At 46.5% G+C, this 18,858-nt stretch carries 19 protein-coding genes; 7 read left to right on the forward strand and 12 right to left on the reverse strand.

The window, feature by feature from the left end:
- Positions 1-36: 36 nt before the first annotated feature.
- Positions 37-741, forward strand: a complete 705-nt coding sequence (locus tag NC996_RS13900; protein WP_190413019.1) for a phosphate ABC transporter permease — start codon at positions 37-39, stop codon at positions 739-741.
- A 40-nt stretch (positions 742-781) separates the two neighbouring features.
- On the opposite strand, the gene NC996_RS13905 is transcribed toward NC996_RS13900, so the two are convergent.
- The 7 genes from NC996_RS13905 to NC996_RS13935 form a co-directional block, all read right to left on the reverse strand.
- Positions 782-1,411 carry a precorrin-8X methylmutase gene (locus NC996_RS13905; protein ID WP_190413018.1) on the reverse strand — a complete coding sequence of 210 codons (630 nt, stop codon included), beginning with the start codon at positions 1,409-1,411 and terminating at the stop codon, positions 782-784.
- 302 nt (positions 1,412-1,713) lie between these two features.
- Positions 1,714-2,517 (reverse strand): TPM domain-containing protein, encoded by an 804-nt coding sequence (locus tag NC996_RS13910; protein ID WP_190688181.1) that lies wholly within the window; start codon positions 2,515-2,517, stop codon positions 1,714-1,716.
- A gap of 271 nt (positions 2,518-2,788) precedes the next feature.
- Positions 2,789-3,436, reverse strand: coding sequence for a rhomboid family intramembrane serine protease (locus NC996_RS13915; protein ID WP_190413016.1), 648 nt, complete (start codon positions 3,434-3,436; stop codon positions 2,789-2,791).
- A gap of 26 nt (positions 3,437-3,462) precedes the next feature.
- The gene (locus NC996_RS13920; protein ID WP_190688183.1) at positions 3,463-3,981 is read right to left on the reverse strand and encodes a DUF948 domain-containing protein; all 519 of its coding nucleotides are present in this window, start codon (positions 3,979-3,981) and stop codon (positions 3,463-3,465) included.
- Positions 3,978-4,346 (reverse strand): YtxH domain-containing protein, encoded by a 369-nt coding sequence (locus NC996_RS13925; RefSeq protein WP_190688185.1) that lies wholly within the window; start codon positions 4,344-4,346, stop codon positions 3,978-3,980. The genes NC996_RS13920 and NC996_RS13925 overlap by 4 nt, the downstream gene beginning before the upstream one ends.
- Positions 4,347-4,476: 130 nt before the next feature.
- Complete coding sequence (locus NC996_RS13930) at positions 4,477-4,812, reverse strand: hypothetical protein (RefSeq protein WP_190429730.1); 336 nt, start codon at positions 4,810-4,812, stop codon at positions 4,477-4,479.
- Positions 4,813-5,117: 305 nt separating this feature from the next.
- Positions 5,118-6,386 (reverse strand): HhoA/HhoB/HtrA family serine endopeptidase, encoded by a 1,269-nt coding sequence (locus tag NC996_RS13935; RefSeq protein ID WP_190688186.1) that lies wholly within the window; start codon positions 6,384-6,386, stop codon positions 5,118-5,120.
- A gap of 375 nt (positions 6,387-6,761) precedes the next feature.
- Between NC996_RS13935 and NC996_RS13940 the strand changes: the two genes are divergently transcribed.
- The 3 genes from NC996_RS13940 (at position 6,762) to NC996_RS13950 (ending at position 10,739) form a co-directional block, all read left to right on the forward strand.
- Positions 6,762-7,223: a DUF2127 domain-containing protein gene (locus NC996_RS13940; protein WP_347275882.1), complete on the forward strand. Its 462-nt coding sequence runs from the start codon at positions 6,762-6,764 to the stop codon at positions 7,221-7,223.
- Between the two features lie 219 nt (positions 7,224-7,442).
- Positions 7,443-8,180 carry a hypothetical protein gene (locus NC996_RS13945; protein WP_190429733.1) on the forward strand — a complete coding sequence of 246 codons (738 nt, stop codon included), beginning with the start codon at positions 7,443-7,445 and terminating at the stop codon, positions 8,178-8,180.
- Positions 8,181-8,477: 297 nt separating this feature from the next.
- Positions 8,478-10,739 (forward strand): fused MFS/spermidine synthase, encoded by a 2,262-nt coding sequence (locus NC996_RS13950; protein ID WP_190688190.1) that lies wholly within the window; start codon positions 8,478-8,480, stop codon positions 10,737-10,739.
- A gap of 36 nt (positions 10,740-10,775) precedes the next feature.
- Here NC996_RS13950 and NC996_RS13955 read toward each other — a convergent pair whose 3' ends face one another.
- The 5 genes from NC996_RS13955 to acpP form a co-directional block, all read right to left on the reverse strand.
- Positions 10,776-11,036 (reverse strand): hypothetical protein, encoded by a 261-nt coding sequence (locus NC996_RS13955; RefSeq protein WP_190688192.1) that lies wholly within the window; start codon positions 11,034-11,036, stop codon positions 10,776-10,778.
- A 349-nt stretch (positions 11,037-11,385) separates the two neighbouring features.
- On the reverse strand, positions 11,386-11,517 hold the full coding sequence (locus NC996_RS13960) for a hypothetical protein (protein ID WP_277877581.1): 132 nt from the start codon (positions 11,515-11,517) through the stop codon (positions 11,386-11,388).
- Between the two features lie 81 nt (positions 11,518-11,598).
- A complete protein-coding gene (tkt, locus tag NC996_RS13965) occupies positions 11,599-13,611 on the reverse strand; it encodes a transketolase (RefSeq protein ID WP_190413004.1) in 2,013 nt (670 codons plus the stop codon).
- A 287-nt stretch (positions 13,612-13,898) separates the two neighbouring features.
- Positions 13,899-15,152, reverse strand: a complete 1,254-nt coding sequence (gene fabF, locus NC996_RS13970) for a beta-ketoacyl-ACP synthase II (protein WP_190425191.1) — start codon at positions 15,150-15,152, stop codon at positions 13,899-13,901.
- Positions 15,153-15,357: 205 nt separating this feature from the next.
- Positions 15,358-15,609: an acyl carrier protein gene (gene acpP, locus NC996_RS13975; RefSeq protein WP_190413002.1), complete on the reverse strand. Its 252-nt coding sequence runs from the start codon at positions 15,607-15,609 to the stop codon at positions 15,358-15,360.
- A 380-nt stretch (positions 15,610-15,989) separates the two neighbouring features.
- Here acpP and NC996_RS13980 point away from each other — a divergent pair, with 380 nt between their 5' ends.
- From NC996_RS13980 to NC996_RS13990, 3 genes are all read left to right on the forward strand, one after another.
- Entirely contained in the window at positions 15,990-16,895 is a 906-nt protein-coding gene (locus NC996_RS13980; protein WP_190413001.1) for a CoB--CoM heterodisulfide reductase iron-sulfur subunit B family protein, read from the forward strand.
- Positions 16,896-17,115: 220 nt separating this feature from the next.
- Positions 17,116-17,601, forward strand: coding sequence for a hypothetical protein (locus NC996_RS13985; protein ID WP_190536626.1), 486 nt, complete (start codon positions 17,116-17,118; stop codon positions 17,599-17,601).
- 548 nt (positions 17,602-18,149) lie between these two features.
- Entirely contained in the window at positions 18,150-18,857 is a 708-nt protein-coding gene (locus NC996_RS13990) for a response regulator transcription factor (RefSeq protein WP_190412999.1), read from the forward strand.
- Position 18,858 lies beyond the last annotated feature (1 nt).

The following is an 18,858-nucleotide window of genomic DNA, read 5'->3' on the forward strand; positions in this document are numbered from 1 at the left end:
AGCCATCCTTCAATTAGCAATTCGCTTTTGAACAATATGTTAGTCCCATTAACGCGCAAGAAATTTGAAGACTTGATTCCCCAGATTGCCACTGGCCCGCAGTATGCGTACTGCTGGGGCAAGTTCCCAGACTTTTTAAAGCGATTGCTAATTTCTGTAGTAGCTGTGGTGGTGGTTTTACTCGTCGGCAAGTTTTTGCTGGGCGAGGATCTGAGCGCGATCACCTTTTTTCTGGGAATCATTGCGGGTCTTTACTGGTTGTGGGCACCCGTCTATTGGGCGAGTCTCCGGAATGCTTCTTATCGCCGCTACGCCTACAGTGGATTCTGGCGGGGTGAAGTCGTGGATATCTTTGTTTCTGAAGAGTTAATTGGCGAAGAGCAAACCGTCAACAATCGCGGGCAACTGGTGATTGTTGAAAACCGAGAGCGTCGGTTGAACATCGAAGTTGGGGATGAAACCGGATTTACGACCCAGATGCAAGTACCGCTTCGCCGCATCCATAAAGCAGTTAAACCCGGTCAAGTTGCTGAGATGGTCGTGCTGTCCAATCAAAAAGACTTGGGTCGGATTGCCAAGGTGACAGACATTTATATTCCCAGTCAGAATCTCTGGGTGAGTGACTATCCTTATCTGCGGCGAGACTTTTTTGAGGATGTCAGCCGTCAGTTAGGAGACAATGACGATGTTTCCTATCCTGAAGACCGTACTCCTAAGCGTAGGCGATCGCGTCGCCCTTGAATCGAGAACCGGCTAATGGCTAATGCCCGCCTCCCTGCCCTTAGCCGACACCATTCGTATCCTGCCCATAAGCTTGCCATGCTAAGTCAACTAAACCATTGACAATCGCCGCTGCTACCACCGCACTACCTTTACGTCCATCAATTCGGATGTGAGAAACTAGCGAATCATTCAGCCGTTCCTTGGCAACATCCACATCCACAAATCCCGAAGGCGTGCCAATCACCAATGCTGGTCGAATTTCTTCTGCCTCAATTAGCTCGACCAGGGAAATGAGAGCCGTCTGAGCCTGACCTACCACAAAAATTCCTTCTGGATAGCGTCTAGCGAGGGTTTCAATTCCCCAGGCAGCGCGGCTTTTGTCTTTTTGGGGCCGCGTTAGGGCTTCCATACTGCAATACACCGGATTAGCAAAAGTACTTTGGATCGTGGGGCTAATGCCGACTTGCACCATTGGCACATCTACCACGATGGTACTACGGGCTGCCAAAGCAGCTGCGCCAGCTTGGAGTGCCCGCTCAGAAAAGCGAATTAAAGACCGATATTCAAAGTCAGCGGTTGCGTAAATGACTCGACGCACAATCTCAAATTCCGCTGGTGAGAAGATGTGGTCGCCAATTTCTCGGTCAATGATTGCCAAACTTTGGGCATCCGTTACGTGCCATTCCATAGCGATTCGCTTTCAGCTTTTAGCTATCAGCTTACCAGCTAGCAGTCCGAAATGATTTTTGAAAACCAAAAGAGTGTTATTAAACGACAAAGAAATAAAGGAAGAGAAAGAAGATAGAAAGATGTTATGAAATCTTCTTGCTGTATGCAGGTATGTTTAGCAATTCGTTAAAAAAATCTGACAAATCAAATAGGATTGCGATATCAGCTTTTTCCGGGCAAGAGGTGTGAGGGGATGCCTCTTGCCTCTTGCCCTCATTCTCTGGCAAAGCCTGGAAATATTCTAGACACTGACGGATTTTTTCAAGTTTCCGGAGCCGAAGACTGAACGATCATTGGTGATAGGTAAGCGACTAAAGCACCGATGAAAAAACCGGCGAAGTTGCGAAACAGGGGCAACCACTCCGAGGTGCGAGTGACAACGGGGCCGAGACCAAAAGCAATGAATAGAATTCCCCACAAGGGAGAGAATATTAAAGCCCACTGCCATGCAAAAATTTGTCCCTCTTTGCGGGGTACAGCGGCAAAGCCGCAGATAATTCCGCCCACAATGGAGGTAATTAGAGTGAGAATCCACTGTTCTCTGGGCAGTCCGGGTACAACCCGGCAACCTCCCTGACGCAGACAGGTTTGAATGGTTTCTAATGATTGAATGATGGCTTGGTCTTCGCCATTTTCGCGCACGAAGTAGAGATTGCCGAAGCGCGTTTGCAACTCAATCCAGAAGGTTCGGGGCATGAGTTTATAAGCGTCATCGCCTACATTAAAGTTGAGAATATTACCGCCGCGTTGGTCGGCAACCAGCAACACGCTTTTATTATCCAAGCTCCAATAATCTTTTAAGGCAAGACCAGGGGTGCGGTCGTATTGAGTTAATACCCGCAGCTTCCAACCTGTTTCTGCTTCAAAACTCTCTATGTTTTTGACCAATACCTCTTCCTGAATATTTGTCAAGGCTTTGGCTAAGTCAATGATCGGGGTAGGAGTCTCCGGCAGTAAGTCGGGATTGTTATAGGCGTGAGCAACGGGAGCGATCGCCCAAATGGACAAAGCCAGGAAAAATGCGACTAAAGATGCCACAATTCGTTGTTTAGGAAGAGGCTTCATTGGCAGTTCGGTTTCTTTAAAAGCGAATGGGTTAGGTAAACTAATATTTCTTTACACTTGTTTACCATATTTTAATACAAGGAGTATCTAGGGGTATCTATTCAGGAGGGGAGAGGGAAAAGGACTAAGGATAAGGACTGAGGGCTGAGGGAAAAGGGGAGAGGGAAGAGAAAAAAGGGGTGATTCCATGCCAGCTTTGATGTTGCATGGAATCACCCCTGACTCTTGTGCTGCTCTGGTGCGATGTCTACTGCGATGTCTACTGCACTAACTAAGTTTTCCGAAACCGGGTGGGGTCAAGCCGCATCAAACCCATAATCAGCGCTACTCCTACAACAGCGCCTCCTAAGTGAGCAAAATGGTCTACCCCGTCTTGAATCCCAGTTTGTTGAAATTCAAAGAACACTCGCTCAATCACAAACTGACCCAAAATCAGAACTTCCAAGACTTTGCGCCAATTCCAGCTCAACTTAATCAACACGCTGACCGCGAATAAGCCAAAGACGGCTCCCGAAGCCCCTAAAGAATAGATTGGCCCATGCTGGAAAAGCCAACTCATCAGACTAGCGCCCAGTCCGCAGATGATGTAGGAAGCGACCACCCCGAAGATCCCTTCCTCTTCCTCAACTAGGCGACCAAAGATATAAAGAAAAAATAGATTTCCCGACAAGTGCGCCCAGCTGGCATGACAAAACATCGCCGTGAAGAACTGATAAAAGGCTGGGCGGGCATGATTGAGATATAAACCTTGAAGATTGAGGCTGAGAATATGGTCAGCAATAAAGATAACTAGGTTGATCAAAATCAGGGCAAAAACACCGTTGTATTGGGTGTTTCGTCTGCGGTTTGATGAACGATCCTCTAGTAGCAAGTCAGTTGCAGAATCGGTCGGTTCTGAGTTTCCCTGATTCTTTCTCATAGCTGGTATTCTCAACGGCATCTGTATTAATAATCTTCTGAGTCTGACGACTCCCACCCCTGATAATTTTTATGAGAAGTGGAGGCATTTTCAGTGTCTTGATAAGAATCACCGTATCCACGAGGCTCAAAACCATTTCTTTGCCCTGGTGGCAAACGATCGATTGACCTACGCCCTCCCGTAGGACGCTTGAAAGTTTTCCAAGCAGCTTTCACACCGGCAAAGACGCTGCGGGTGCCAACTTGCACGTTTTGAGCCTGCTTCTTAGCACCGCTAATGCTTTGATCGACTTGTTTAACAACTTGACTGGCGCTCTTGACGCCTTCATTGACATCATCGGTCAAGTCACTAATTTCCAAACCCGTCAGGCGAATTGATTCTAGTGTGGGGGGCATTTCTCGGTTTAGCGTATCTGCTAACTTTTCTACGCTGCGAGCTGCCCGCGCTAATTCTTGTACCGCTGGCAGCAGCGATACTAAGACGGCAGCTAAGCTAACCGCCACCAGTAAAACCGACAATCCTAACCAAAATAAGGGTTCAGTCACTCTTGCGATCGCCTATCGTCTGTGGTTACAAGGGGGCGTGCATCAGCCTGGACTTCTTCCTCCGTGATTTGTTTGAGTGCTTCTTGTTCGCGTGCAGAGGCTTCAATTCCAGCAGTGATCGCCTGTTTTAATCTCAAAAGCGTTTCATCCCAGTTTCGCAGTGCTGATTCTGAGAGGCGGTCAGCTTGCAGTTGCACGCTGGTCGATAGGTCTTCGGCTAATTCTGGTAAGGCATCGGCAGATTTTTTTAACAGCCGCCGCGTGTCTCGACCTGTACGAGGGGCAACCAATAATCCGGTAATGGTTCCAAGAGCGCTGCCTAGCAGCAGACCACCAATAAATGATCCAGCACGGTTGTTTGACATTTTCTAGTCTCTATGTCTTAATTCCAATTTTAGGCAGTTTTCCTTAATCCGTCGTCGGTACAGGCAGCAATACGAGTACCTTTGGAAAAAGAAAATCGCCCTTATCTTAACAGCAGTGGTTTAGGTAGTTTCAACTTCTGCGCCAGAAGCGCTGCGTTATTCCTATGGACTTTGGCTTATTCCGCAGCCAGAGTTTTTGTCCCAAACCGAACAATGCCAAAATTTTTTGCACCCGTTGTAGTTGAGGATCGAGTTGCTGATATCGCTCTGTGAGCAAATTAGCCCCAAGCTGACCTTTAGAAAGAATCTTGGGGGCACCCCTTAGCACGTTATAAGTATTCCGCTCGGCCGCGAGTACAATCTTTGTAATTTTTGCCAGACGCGATCGCAGTTTTCGGATTTTCCAGGCAACATACAACAGCATCAGCGAGAGCAGCACATTGAAAACCACAACAATTGTCACCATCTCTCATCCTGAAAGCACCCAGCCTCTCTAGTTTCCCTCATCTACCGCTTTTTGAGCGTTCATTTTCTGCTTCATCGAGTCCTCAGCCACCGTGCTAGTAGTTAGTGCTTAGGGTTGGATAATTTTCTGGGTTGAGGAGACTTTAAAGAGCGTGGATTTATTAATCTCCCATTCCTGACCTAGGGGCGTGTTTGTGCCATGCTCTTACCGAATCTGATAATACATACAAGATACAAAAAGGATGGGCAAAATACCCATCCTCAGAAACCTTGTCTTACTCACTGTTTTAGAAAGCTGTTAACAGACTACTCGCTCTGGGTCGGGAGAGCGGCAGTGGTTACAGGTAGGTTAATCGTTTGCCCATTCCGAAGCACCTCCATCTGCAAACTACTACCCACCTGACTCCTTTCTACTTGCTGTTGTATTGTGTCTGTGTCTGTGACCGATTGACCGTTGATTTTTTGGATAACATCTCCCGTGCGTAACCCTGCATTAGCTGCGGGGGAGTTTCGCATGACTCTGACGACAAGGATGCCGCGATCCGCATCGATATTCACGCGACTGTTGGAATCTTCATTGATTTGCTGTTTAACTTCAGGCGTGAGTTTCACCATCTGGATGCCCAGATAAGGATGTTGCACGTTGCCAGTCGTCGCCAGCTGATTGCCAATGCGTTGAGCAGTATTGATGGGAATCGCAAAGCCTAATCCTTGGGCACCCCGAATAATTGCTGTATTCATACCAATTACTTCACCCTTGGCATTCAGCAGTGGCCCGCCAGAGTTACCCGGATTAATCGCGGCATCCGTTTGGATAAAGTTTACCCGCTTATCGGGAACGCCGACTTGAGAGCTAGAACGTCCGGTGGCACTAATGATCCCTGTTGTGACGGTATTATCTAGACCCAAGGGGTTGCCGATAGCGATCGCCCATTCCCCAGGTCTCAGCCGATCTGAATCACCCAAACGCACCGTCGGCAGATTATCCGCCTGAATTTTAACGATGGCGACATCTGTTACCGGATCTGTACCCATCACCTTACCTGTAAAGGTGCGCCCATCCTTGAGAATGACGTTTACAGTGTCGGCACCAGCGACTACATGGGCATTGGTGAGAATTTGACCATCCGTATTGATAATAAAGCCCGATCCCGTACCCCGTTCCACTCGCTCTTGTGGGCCAGTCGGCAACTCAGCGCCAAAGAACCTGCGGAAGAGGGGGTCATTGAAAGCGTCAGGGAGTTGTTGTGTCACCGTGCGGGAAGAATTAATCCGCACCACTGCTGGTCCCACCTTGTCCACAACTTCTGTAACAAAGTTAGTGTCTGTGCTAAGTGGTAGTTGTGCCTGAGCAACCGCAACTCCTGGGGTTAGAGACACTTTAGAAGTAGACTCCTTGGAGGACAGCAGGGTATTTGACCCCAGATAGCCGCCTGAGAAGGTGACACCAGCTCCCAGCAGCACCAGCGATACATAGGTGGCTGCCTTTTGCCAGGGTTTAGGTGCCGAAGCGTCAAATCCTTTCTGGTTGGGTTGCCTGGAATTATAATCGCTATCTTGCTGTTTGCTTTTCATTGTTGACACCTGCGACAAGGAAGTTAAAATTCTGTACGCTTGGCTCTGGTGAAGACAGCTCTGTTATCCGCTGGTTTACCAAGTGCGTCCGCGTGAAAACGCTATGTAAATTTGCCTGTATAGATGCTTTGTTTAACATCTCTACATCTCTTAATTTAGACATCTCATGTGACGTGCTTGTGACGTTGATGTTGCACTCTAATGAAAATTCTTGGGGCTGGAGAGGAGATATCTACTTTTTGGAATACCTCTCAAAGGAGCAGCTTTGCCCCACTCGCCCGCATACGATCAAACGTAAGCGAGTGCCTAATTGTTCGGGCGTCCCAGAAGCGGCTGACTCATTCACCAAAATCACGGGTAATTCATGTGAAAAATATTACTAAGCGCCCACCGGGTTTAGTGGCAATCGTTATTTACAAAATCTTCAGTGCTTTACTGCTTGCGGTGATTGCGATCGCTTTAGGATTAACAGTCAAAGAACATCAGCTTTTGGTTGATTTTTCAGAATCTTGTGCTTTAGAAGGTAAATTAGACATTATTAAATGGACTTTGGACAAGATTTTAAATTTTAACCCTAAAACTTTGCAGTTTACCAGCATAGCTGTTGGACTCTACGCGATTTTAACTGCGATTGAGGGAATCGGTCTTTGGTATCAAAAAGGTTGGGCAAAAATATTAGTTTTGGTACTGGTAGGGATTAGTATTCCACCTGAAATTTTTGAGCTATTCCGCAGAATATCGCTACTAAAGCTAGCAGTTTTTTTGGTAAATTTAGCTGTGTTTTGGTATTTGTTGCGTCATTCACTCTCTACCCGCGATGATGGGCAATCGCAGTAAAAATTGAAACCCGGCTTGAGCAGACAGCGATCGCTAACTTTAAAATCCCAGATTGGATATTTTTGATTAAAAGTTACTTGACTTAATTTAGCTGACCCCTGTTCTGACAGCTTTAGGAAGCGTTTACATGGTAGCCAGCCTTTTTAGACCCTACTCAGAAATTGGACTGTTATGATGGACTGACAATCCAGCAGTTTATATTGGCTATTTTCTGACTCTATGAACCGTTTAAAAGCTGAAGTTGTCCCTAAACCAAAAATCCAAACGTACCTAATCCGCTTGATGTATGACTTATATACCCAGTATTACGATGGCAGCAGTTGGGAAATTTTTCAACAGGATTTGAGTAACAAAGATTATGTAATCCTGCTGTGGAATGAAGAGGAAAAACTTCAAGGTTTTTCCACACTGGCGATTCTTTCGTTTGAATTTGAAGGAAAGCCGAAACGTGCTATTTTCTCCGGCGATACGATTATCCATCATCAATATTGGGGAGAACAAACCCTGCCATTGGCGTGGTGTCGTCTGGCTGGGAAGATTAAAGGCGAAGCAATGGAGCAACCTTTATATTGGTTTCTAATTGTTAAGGGATACCGGACGTATCGCTACTTGTCGGTATTTGCCCAACGTTTTTATCCGACTTGGCGATATCCAACGCCAGTAAATTATCAGGCGTTGATGGATTACCTAGCTCAGACAAAATTTGGAGATGACTACGATCCTGCGAGTGGGTTAATTCGCTTTCCCTCGTCGCTAGGGCATTTGCGAGGAAGCTGGGCAGAGATTAAAGAAGGATTTCAGCATAAACCAGATGTGCGCTACTTTTTAGAACGGAATCCAGAATATTACAAAGGACATGAATTGGTGTGCTTGATGGAGTTGAGCGAGGAGAATATGCGATCGCACGCTCAACGCGGCTTCCTAGAAGGCTTGAGGGATGCGCGGAGTGAGGGATGAAGGGATACGCGATCGCTAGTTGAACCGACGCGCCAAGACGATATCTGCATCAGTTATGAGTTGGTGCAAAATCACAACGAATTGACTGATTTTACCTTTGAGAAAAAGTGGGAAATCGGCCAAAAATGGAAGCTGAATTTGACATAAGTATACATTAAAAAAAATAAGCCAAGATTAAACGAATTAATAGAATAAAAACTGGATTTTTTTAATTAGCTATACAAACTGAATTGCATTGTGGGCTGTTGCAAATATAATTAATGTAAGCCTCAGCTATCTACCAAAGGAGCAGTGCTTTTGATTATTCTTTTTTCTTTCACCCTTTTTGTTAGTGCTTTCCTCCTTTTCTGGGTACAATTGATGGTTGCCAAGATGATTCTGCCTTTATTAGGCGGATCTCCATCAGTATGGAACACTTGCCTATTCTTTTTCCAAGCAATTTTATTACTAGGTTATGGCTATTCCCACATCACAACGAGTTGGTTTGGGGTTCGCCACCAAGCTGTTATTCACACTATTTTTCTGCTATTACCAATAGCCTTTTTACCCGTTACTCCTGCTAAGAATTGGATTCCTCCTCATGATGCCAATCCTATCCCTTGGCTGTTATTTTTGCTGCTTTTTTGTGTCGGATTTCCCTTTTTTGTGGTTGCTACCAGTGCGCCTTTAGTGCAAAAGTGGTTTGCTGAGACAGGACACCCAGCGAGTTCCGATCCTTATTTCCTCTATACTGCGAGTAACCTGGGCAGTATGTTAGGGGTTCTCAGCTACCCCATCTTAATTGAACCAAATTTTTCGCTGACACACCAAAGTTGGCTATGGACAATCGGTTACGGATTATTGGTTTTGCTCACTCTAGGATGTGCAGTATGCCTATGGCGATCGCCTGAAAAATTCAACAGTTTACAAGCGGGTAACGCCGGGTTTATTCAAAATGCTTCTGGGGACGCCAATGTAGGCAACAAATCCGCGCTTACAGAAGAAACTCCCACGATTCGACAGAAAGCACAATGGGTATTACTATCATTTTTACCCTCTAGTTTACTTCTAGGAGTTACCACTTATCTAACGACAGACATTGCAGCAATTCCGCTTTTGTGGGCAATTCCTTTAGCGATTTATCTATTAACATTTATTTTAACTTTTGCCCGTAAACCACTTTTGCCTCATAAAGTTTTAGTGGCAATTTTACCTTTATGGTTGACTATACTAATAATTTTATTTTTAATTCAGGTGATGCAGCCAATATGGGTATTATTTCCCTTACATTTGGCAGGATTTTTTGTGGCGGCTTGTGTTTTTCATGGAAAATTAGCTCGAAGTCGTCCCAGTACGCAGTATCTCACTAATTTTTATCTGTGGATTTCTGTCGGGGGTGTCCTCGGCGGATTATTTAATGCAATCGCGGCTCCGCTTTTATTTCAATCTGTCCTGGAGTATCCTCTGATTATGGTACTTTGTCTCCTCCTTATGCAAACTTCTAAGGAGGCAGACGATCCCCTATCTAACCTACAGCGACGTTTAACTTTTCCCATCAGTTTAGGTCTTTTAATCGGCACTTTGCTGGTTGGTTTTACTGGCAAGAATTTTACGAATAACCTGATAGGCGACCTTATCGGTTTTAGCATCCTAGCTGGCATTTTTTACGCCTTCAATCTACATCCAATCCGGTTTGGTTTAGGCTTAGTTTTGGTTGTTTTAATTAGCCAGTTTTCGATAGGAACTCTCGGTGGTATTCTCGATACCGAACGCAGCTTTTTTGGCGTCTATCGGGTTTTAGATGATAGGCGCGGCAGCTATCATAGTCTTTTGCATGGAACGATCCTGCATGGGAAACAAAGTCTCGACCCAAAACGGCACAATGAACCTTTAACTTATTTTTATCCTACTGGTCCCATTGGGCAATTATTTAGCTCTTTGAATCAAACAAAACCTCCAAAAAATGTTGCGGTGCTAGGGTTGGGAATTGGGACGCTAGCTGCGTACTCAGAATTGGGGCAACAATGGACTTTTTATGAAATCGATCCGACTATTGAAAGGTTAGCTCGTGACACTCGTTACTTCACCTTTTTACAGAATTCAAAAGCGCCATTATCTGTAGTTTTAGGGGATGCTCGGTTGCGATTTACTGAAGTTCCAGATAATCGCTATGACCTGATTTTCATGGATGCTTTCAGCTCGGATTCAGTCCCCATCCACCTAATAACGAAGGAAGCCATTCAGCTTTACTTGAGTAAGTTAGCTAAAGAAGGGTTAATTGTCATTAACATTTCTAATCGATTCCTGAATCTTGAGCCGGTTTTGGGCGCTTTAGCTCAGGATTTAGGATTGTCTACACTGAGGCAGAGAGAAGCAGATATTTCTGAATCTGAGCGGGAAATCGGGAAATCTCCTTCTCACTGGGTGCTATTTGCTCGTAATCAAAAAGATTTGGGCAATCTCGTCAGTGACTCGCGCTGGCAACCCATTCCGGAAACAAAATCAGCGCCTCTGTGGACAGATGATTTTTCTAATATCTTCCGAGTATTACGTGCCTTTGCAGCTAGAAAAGCCGGGTGAATGACAGATGCGATGCGATCGCACGCCGTATACAATCTACCGTAGCTGCCGTAATACTTTGATTTGTGAGGTGTTGAGTGTGGATGAGTTGGTAAAAGCATCGAGATAAGGAGGCTGATTCAAATAAATTGATTGAGGCGCTGTCTCGGTAGCCATTCTCTTGGCTTTTTCTTTAATTGATTTGAGTACCAGACGAACGACCCATGAAGAGAGTTGTGGATTTTCATCTATTTCGGTCATCAGAGCATCTAAATCGTTAACAATCGCCATCATTGGGTAGTTCAGGTCTTTTTGCATGACTTTCGCTCTTTATTTTCAATATTTGCTCGATTTACGCCTAAATCGCTCAGATTGAGCGAGCAGCGTGTTCTTGTTGCGGTACTTACTTAAAATAAAAAACTTTCGCATAGCCCACAATCGTTGTTGTGTCACTCTCTTAGCCGACTTTCTACCCTGATGCTATTTCTGTGTTCTTTTTTAGCCGATGTAGTTGGCTACTCCTTGCTGTATCAACACTTGCGGCTTGGGGAAAAACGAGCGAGCGCGCTTTGAAGTCCAAACAACTACTGCCTCTAGCAGTAGACAATTCTTCAACCGGCACACACAATCAAATTGAAATTTTTTTTCCTGAAGTTGAAGATGGGAATCAATCGAAGTGACAATGCCATGTTAAATCCGCCTGATTCCCCGCCATTAAGCGCAACCCTACCCTGATAGAGCCTGCGGCTCCAGCTTTCCTTGCCAAGAGCAGGTAGGGATTAGGATGAGGTTCTGGCATTGCCCACCCCTACTTAACTCAGATGTGAATAAAAAAGGGGGGACTTTTCAGCCCACCCTACAAGAGACTATTTCCTAGCTATTAGCCCAACAGAGCCTTCGCCTTCGCGACTACGTTATCAACATTGAAACCGAACTTCTCTAGAGCAACTGGCCCTGGAGCAGAAACGCCAAAGCGGTCAATGCTAATCATCGCGCCTTCATTTCCGAGGTAACGGCACCAGCCGAAACTAGAAGCGGCTTCTACAGCTAGGCGCTTAGTGACAGCCTTGGGTAATACAGATTCCCGGTAAGCTTCATCCTGCTCGTCGAACAACTCCCAGCTGGGCAGGGAAACGACACGGACTTTCTTCCCTTCACCGCGCAACTGGTCTGCTGCCTTGGCGCAAAGTTGCAGTTCGCTTCCGTTGCCAATCAAGATAATCTCAGGCGTGCCATCGCTATCGGAAAGGATGTAACCACCCTTAGTAGTGCCTTCAATCGAAGTGCCAGCCAAGTTGGGCTGTGCTAAACGAGACAGCGCCAGAAGGGTCGGACGATGCTGGTTAGCTGCCTCAATCGCCACTTTATAACAACCAGAGGTTTCGTTTCCATCAGCAGGACGCATTACCGTTAGCTGGGGAATAGCCCGCAGGGAGGCAATCGTTTCCACAGGTTGGTGAGTAGGGCCATCTTCACCTAACTGGATTGAGTCGTGGGTCATTACCCAGATCACGCCCGCATGAGAGAGCGCTGAGAGACGAATCGCTGCCCGCATATAGTCAGCAAAGACTAAGAAGGTTGCCCCATAGGGAATCAAACCTGTGCCGTGCAGAGCAATGCCATTACAAATCGCTCCCATACCGTGTTCGCGGACGCCAAAGCGCAGGTTGCGATTTTCGTAGTGACCTTTGAGGAAGTCCCCAGAACTCTTGATTAAGGTCATGCAGGAACCAGCCAAGTCAGCTGAACCACCCAAGAGTTCGGGTAAAATTCCAGCTAGAGAATTCAAGCATTTTCCAGAGTGATTGCGGGTAGCATCTGCTTTGTCTTCTGGGGTGTAGGTGGGGAGAACTTTGTCCCAACCTTCTGGCAGTTTGTTGCTAATTAGCCGTTCTAATTCAGCAGCTTCCTCTTCATATTTGGCTTTGTAATTTTCCCAGTTTTTATTCCACTCTTCCTCATACTTAGCACCGCGCTCGATTGCCTTGCGCCAATGGTTGAGGGCATCTTCTGGAACTTCAAAAGGCTCGTATTCCCAACCCAGATGCTCGCGAGTTGCTTTCACTTCATCCCCACCCAAGGCAGAACCATGTACGCCGTGGGTGTTGGCTTTATTGGGAGAACCGTAACCAATGGTAGTGGCAACTTTAATTAATGAAGGCTTATCAGTAACAGCTTTAGCGGCTTCAATTGCTTTGTGAATTGCCTCTAGGTCGGTGTTGCCGTCTTCTACGGTTAGGACGTGCCAGCCGTAGGCTTCATAGCGCTTGCCGACATCTTCGGTGAACGATAAATCGGTGTGACCGTCGATGGTGATTTTGTTGTCATCGTACAGGGCAATCAGTTTGCCCAGCCCCAGGTGTCCGGCTAGGGAACAAGCTTCGGCAGAGACGCCTTCTTGGTTGCAACCATCACCCAAAATTACATAAGTGTAGTGGTCTACGATCGTATGATCGGGCTTGTTAAATTTAGCTGCTAGATGAGCTTCAGCCATTGCTAAGCCTACAGCGTTAGAAATTCCTTGACCGAGGGGACCTGTAGTGACTTCTACGCCTCGAGTCATGAAGTTTTCCGGGTGACCGGGAGTTTTCGATTCCCACTGCCGGAACTGCTTGAGGTCTTCAATCGTTAAATCTTCGTAACCAGTTAAATACAGTAAGGCGTACTGTAACATGGAGCCGTGACCGGCAGAGAGGACGAAGCGATCGCGATTGAACCATTTGGGATTTTTTGGGTTATACCGCATAAAGCGGTCCCAAAGCACAAATGCCATTGGAGCCGCGCCCATCGGTAGCCCTGGATGCCCTGATTTTGCCTTCTCTACGGCGTCAATCGCCAGAAAGCGGACGGAGTTAATACAAAGTTCTTCGAGTGATTGGGTTGCAACGGCCATAATCTCTTCTACTTAACGACGGTTTAGCACGCTAATTGGCTGAGCGGGAAGTTGAATGCTCTGGATCGCCCTAAGCACCCATTAACCGATCATCCCATTAGCCGGATGGATGGGCAAGTCGTGGGCAGTATTAAGGGATCGCCATTCCATCGAAATAGGTGGTCTTGCTTACCCCATGTCGATTCGGAATGGGAGATCCCATACTTTGTGAGAAACAGGATAAATTATAAAGGGTGAAGGATTAAATTTTTTTCCCCTCACCCGACCCGCTGATATTTTTATCGCCCCTATCTGTACTTTTTAAATGCGAGTGTCACGTTGTGACCGCCAAACCCGAAAGAGTTCGACAGCGCCACCTCGACGGTTTGAGAGCGACTTTTGTTGGGTACATAATCCAGGTCGCAACCCGGATCGGGGTTTTCGAGGTTGATGGTGGGAGGAATCTGGTCTTGGGCGATCGCCATCACCGTAGCAACTGCTTCAATCCCGCCAGAACCCCCTAGCAGGTGCCCCGTCATCGATTTGGTGGAGCTAACCGCCACTTTGTAGGCAACACTCTCACCTAAAGCCTTTTTGATCGCTGCTGTCTCAGTCACATCGTTGGCTGGTGTGCTGGTTCCATGAGCATTGACGTAGCTAACTCGATCGGGAGCCAATCCTGCATCTTTCAAAGCTAGCTGCATGGCTCTACTAGCTCCTTCACCACCTGGAACGGGTGCAGTCATATGGTAGGCATCACAAGTCATGCCGTAGCCAACAATTTCTGCATAAATCCGAGCGCCACGGCTCAAGGCGTGTTCCAGTTCTTCCAACACTAAAATGCCAGCGCCTTCACCCATGACAAAGCCATCGCGATCGCGATCAAAAGGACGACAAGCATGAGCCGGGTCGTCATTGCGCGTCGAAAGTGCCCGTGCTGAAGAAAATCCAGCCAACGATAAAGGTGTCACGGCGGCTTCGCTGCCACCACAAATCATCGCTTGGGCATATCCCCCTTGAATCAGGCGAAAGGCATCTCCCACCGCGTTAGAGCCAGAGGCACAGGCTGTCACCGGGCAAGAGTTTGGCCCTTTGGCACCCGTGTGGATTGCCGTTAAACCCGCTGCCATGTTGGCAATCATCATGGGAATCATAAACGGGCTACAGCGGTCGGGACCACGACTCAAGTAGATTTCTTGCTGGTCTTCCAACACTTTAAGACCGCCCACCCCGCTGCCAATGATGACGCCGACTTGTTCTGCGTTCAGCTCATTAATGACAAATTGAGAGTCTGCGATCGCCTGCTTGCTCGCAGCTACCGCAAATTGAGCAAAGCGATCCATCCGCTTTGCTTCCTTACGCTCCAGGTATGTGTGGGGGTCAAATCCCTTGACTTCACCAGCGATGCGACAATCATGCCGGGAAGGATCGAACAATGTAATCGGACCAATGCCATTTGTGCCGCTCAACAACCCTGACCAATAATCTGTCAAAGTGTTGCCTATCGGTGTAATCGCGCCGAGACCTGTTACAACAACGCGCTTCCGTTCAAAATTTGTCATTATGCCAGTAATAGATGGGTTTTGCACCCAAAACGCAAAACAGTAATAGGACCGAGGAAAGAAGACTCAGAACTAAGTATCTATTGTTATTTTCAACTTAGGACTTCCCTGTGGGCGAGTTTTGCACCGAGTTTTAATTAGTTTTAATTAACGCGCCCGAAGAAAATTCTTCTTTACCCGCCCCTACAGCATTCAGCACGATTATTTATGCCGAAGCCGCCACTTTGCCACTGATGTAGTCCACAACGGCTTGAACGGTGGCAATTTGCTCAGCTGCCTCGTCTGGAATTTCGATATCAAACTCTTCTTCCAATGCCATTACGAGTTCAACCGTATCGAGGGAATCCGCTCCCAGATCGTTAGCAAAGTTAGCTTGTGGCGTGACTTCGTCGGGTGCAACCTCCAGTTGTTCCGCCACAATCTTCTTGACTCTTGCAAAAATTTCCTCTTGGCTCATATTGATCCTCTACCCATTCCCTCAAGCTATGTTCTTAGGGTTATACGGTTCTAAGCATCTCTTCATCTTATCTGAAAGAGGGGACAACAAAAACGCTAGATAGTCGCTTCTCCAAGTGGCACTGTTCTATTGAAACTTAAACGAATGTCACCAGTTACCCCCAGTATGGGATGGACAAGCGATGATAGGGGTAAAGGGAGTGCTGAGAACTGTTAGCGTAGAGGCGTGAAAGTGCGGACTGAGTGAAAAAAAGAAAAAAGTAATTTTTTGCTCCTCCTGATTCCTGACATTCCTCTGCTCAGTCCGAGCTAACGCCCCGCTACGCTAACAGTCCTGAAATTCTCAGTCCTTCTGAATTGCCTTTGGTCTTTCGTCAAAATATGGCATCCCCGACTCTTAAATATGCTTACTTTCCCGGCTGCGTTGCTCAAGGCGCTTGCCGGGAGCTTTACCAGTCTACAGCAGCCCTCACCCAAGCCCTGGGCATCGAACTGATTGAGCTAAAAAAAGCTGCTTGTTGTGGTTCTGGTACCTACAAAGAAGATTCTCAACTGCTAGAAGATACGGTAAACGCTCGCAATATTGCTCTAGCAGAAGAACTGAATCTGCCGTTGTTAACCCATTGCAGTACCTGCCAGGGCGTAATTGGTCATGTGGATGAGCGTTTGAAGGACTCCCAACAATCAAACCCGGCTTATATAGAACAGGTGAATGGCTTACTGAAGAAAGAAGGCTGTTCTCCTTATCAAGGCAATACAGAAGTCAAACATCTGCTTTGGGCATTAGTCGCCGATTATGGACTAGAGGAGTTGCAAAATCGAGTTAGCCGCAAACTAGCTGGCTTGAAGTGTGCGGCATTTTATGGCTGCTATTTGCTCCGCGCCCAAACTCATATCCCCTATGACGACCCTCTCCAACCCGAATCGATGGAAAATGTGTTTCGGGCAGTAGGGGCGACGCCAGTTTACTACCGAGGACGCACCCAGTGTTGTGGATGGCCTCTTTCCAGCTATGCCACCACGCAATCTTTCAAGATGGCTGGGTCGCACATTCAAGAAGCCCTCGATGCAGGTGCTGATTGTATGGTGACGCCTTGTCCCCTGTGCCATCTAAATCTCGACTCTCGTCAACCGGAGGTTGAAAAAACGATCGGGCATAAGTTAGGTTTGCCAGTGCTGCATTTACCCCAGTTAATTTCTCTGGCGCTGGGGATTAGCCCGAAGCAGCTCGGTTTGGATAGACATATTGTCTCGACTCATCCAGTGTTGGAAAAATTGGGCTTTTAGGGGATAGGGTGGGCTACTTTATTCCTTGTATCGGTGTCGTCTAAGTTTAGAAAATTCACCACTTTGATTGTTTCCTAGAAACTGTCTCGGCGGCTTGGCAGCGCGAGGCAGTTTCTACAAAATCTGACAAATTTGATGTGACATGACAAAGGGTTTCAGGTTAAAAGAATGTTAGGCGTCGGCATAAGTTTATAATTCCGATTAGGGATTGAAATAAGCGATGGATTTTGAACCAGAAGTTACTGCAACCTCAATTCCCGAAGCAACTGAATTTGCTGAACCACCAGAGCGAAGCGCCTTTGGAGCTGCCACGCTAACACCTTTGGAGTTTCTGCGAGACACCGAAGGGTTGCTGCGACGCAAAACCTTAGCAACTCTGTCGCCGGTGTTGCCGCCGCCAGTGGCAATCAGTTTGCAAGATGCTTCCGAGGTGGCTGATGAATCTCTCAACCAACTGGCAGAGATTGACTTGGATGAAATCAGCGATGAGGAATTGAAACCAGCTCGTATTCTAATTGGTTTGACTTTTTCGGGATTTGGGGCGCTTTTTCTGGTTTTGTTGCTGCTTTATCTGTATCTCTTGCATCCAGAACTTAGCCCTGTTGAGCAGGTGCGGGAACATTGGTATCAGTATATTTGGTTTGTCTGTTTGGGCGTTGCCGGAATGATGATGCTAGGTCGAGAGGCAATGCGTCCAAAAGATTAAAAATTAAATTCCTTAATTCTTAATTATCAGGGTTCTGAAAGTAACCATTGTGGCTAAACCAAATATTCAAAAAGTAACCGCTATAGCTAAAGCAAATATTAAACTTATCCAAGTAGCTTAGCTCAATATTACAAGCTTCTCAACTCCCGGAAGCCTTGTCTTTGATTGCCCAACGCTGGGGCTATGTTAACGTTCGGTAGCGCGTTTTCACCATTTGCACTACAGCGGCTTGAACTCTAGCGAGGTACAAAATGATAGGCTAAAATCCTTGCTGAGTCTGAGTTTGGTGTATTCGCACGAGAAAGAAGCACGATCGATTGGAGCCTATCAAAGCCCCGAATTCCCCTTAGAACTATCGAAGTATTGAGAATCTCAGAAGGAACTGGTTTAACATTACTTAGCTTAGGATTGAGTAAGTTAAGGTTTCATAGTTTATCATCACTGAATCCAATCCTTGCAGAATTATTTGCTGGTTCTGCACCAGATGGATGAATTTAAAATGACATAGAAAGAATTTTTTTATTATCTTTATATGTTTCTTGAGCAATATGGATATTTTGATTGTTGAGGATGAACCGGAAATTGCTAAACTCATCCAAATAACTTTAGAAAAAGAGGGGTTTTCCTGTCATCTGAGTCGCGATGGTCTGAGAGCTTTACAAGTTTTTCAAGAGCAACAACCAGATTTAATCATTCTCGACTTGATGTTACCGGGTTTGGATGGCCTGGAAGTGTGTGCCAGAATACGGCAGAAACCAGGAGCGAAAGATCCCTATATTTTGATGCTAACGGCTAGAGGGGAAGAAATTGACCGGGTAATCGGTCTGTCTACGGGTGCTGATGATTACCTTGTCAAGCCGTTCAGCCCTAGAGAACTGGTTGCCAGAGTTCGGGCGTTACTGCGGCGTAGCCTGCGTCAGGGCGGACAACATCAGGTTTATCGCACTCAGCATTTCACGGTTGATGTAGAGCAGCACTCTGCCTCTCGTCAACTGAGTCCCCATCCTTGGGAAGCACTTGATTTGACTACCTTAGAATTTAATCTCTTAACAACCTTTATCAGTCATCCCAGTCGCGTCTGGAACCGAACGCAACTCATTGAGAAGCTTTGGGGGAACGATTTTTTTGGCGATGAACGGGTGGTGGATACTCATGTGGCTCGGTTGCGGAAAAAAATTGAACCAGACCCAGCGAATCCTACCTTTATTAAGACAGTAGTTGGTGTGGGCTATAAGTTTGAAGATTCACCTCTATAAA

This window comes from Trichocoleus sp. ST-U2 (assembly GCF_039961875.1).
In the GTDB taxonomy this organism is placed as follows: domain Bacteria; phylum Cyanobacteriota; class Cyanobacteriia; order Cyanobacteriales; family FACHB-T130; genus FACHB-T130.

Bases quoted from the DNA above. Each gene is read 5' to 3' on its own strand.
- NC996_RS13985 (WP_190536626.1), top strand. From the start codon at position 17,116: ATGGATTTTGAACCAGAAGTTACTGCAACCTCAATTCCCGAAGCAACT.
- NC996_RS13905 (WP_190413018.1), bottom strand. From the start codon at position 1,411: ATGGAATGGCACGTAACGGATGCCCAAAGTTTGGCAATCATTGACCGA.
- NC996_RS13990 (WP_190412999.1), top strand. From the start codon at position 18,150: ATGGATATTTTGATTGTTGAGGATGAACCGGAAATTGCTAAACTCATC.
- NC996_RS13955 (WP_190688192.1), bottom strand. From the start codon at position 11,036: ATGCAAAAAGACCTGAACTACCCAATGATGGCGATTGTTAACGATTTA.
- NC996_RS13930 (WP_190429730.1), bottom strand. From the start codon at position 4,812: ATGGTGACAATTGTTGTGGTTTTCAATGTGCTGCTCTCGCTGATGCTG.
- acpP (WP_190413002.1), bottom strand. From the start codon at position 15,609: ATGAGCCAAGAGGAAATTTTTGCAAGAGTCAAGAAGATTGTGGCGGAA.
- NC996_RS13960 (WP_277877581.1), bottom strand. From the start codon at position 11,517: ATGCCAGAACCTCATCCTAATCCCTACCTGCTCTTGGCAAGGAAAGCT.
- NC996_RS13980 (WP_190413001.1), top strand. From the start codon at position 15,990: ATGGCATCCCCGACTCTTAAATATGCTTACTTTCCCGGCTGCGTTGCT.
- NC996_RS13935 (WP_190688186.1), bottom strand. From the start codon at position 6,386: ATGAAAAGCAAACAGCAAGATAGCGATTATAATTCCAGGCAACCCAAC.
- tkt (WP_190413004.1), bottom strand. From the start codon at position 13,611: ATGGCCGTTGCAACCCAATCACTCGAAGAACTTTGTATTAACTCCGTC.
- NC996_RS13915 (WP_190413016.1), bottom strand. From the start codon at position 3,436: ATGAGAAAGAATCAGGGAAACTCAGAACCGACCGATTCTGCAACTGAC.
- NC996_RS13900 (WP_190413019.1), top strand. From the start codon at position 37: ATGTTAGTCCCATTAACGCGCAAGAAATTTGAAGACTTGATTCCCCAG.
- NC996_RS13925 (WP_190688185.1), bottom strand. From the start codon at position 4,346: ATGTCAAACAACCGTGCTGGATCATTTATTGGTGGTCTGCTGCTAGGC.
- fabF (WP_190425191.1), bottom strand. From the start codon at position 15,152: ATGACAAATTTTGAACGGAAGCGCGTTGTTGTAACAGGTCTCGGCGCG.
- NC996_RS13945 (WP_190429733.1), top strand. From the start codon at position 7,443: ATGAACCGTTTAAAAGCTGAAGTTGTCCCTAAACCAAAAATCCAAACG.
- NC996_RS13910 (WP_190688181.1), bottom strand. From the start codon at position 2,517: ATGAAGCCTCTTCCTAAACAACGAATTGTGGCATCTTTAGTCGCATTT.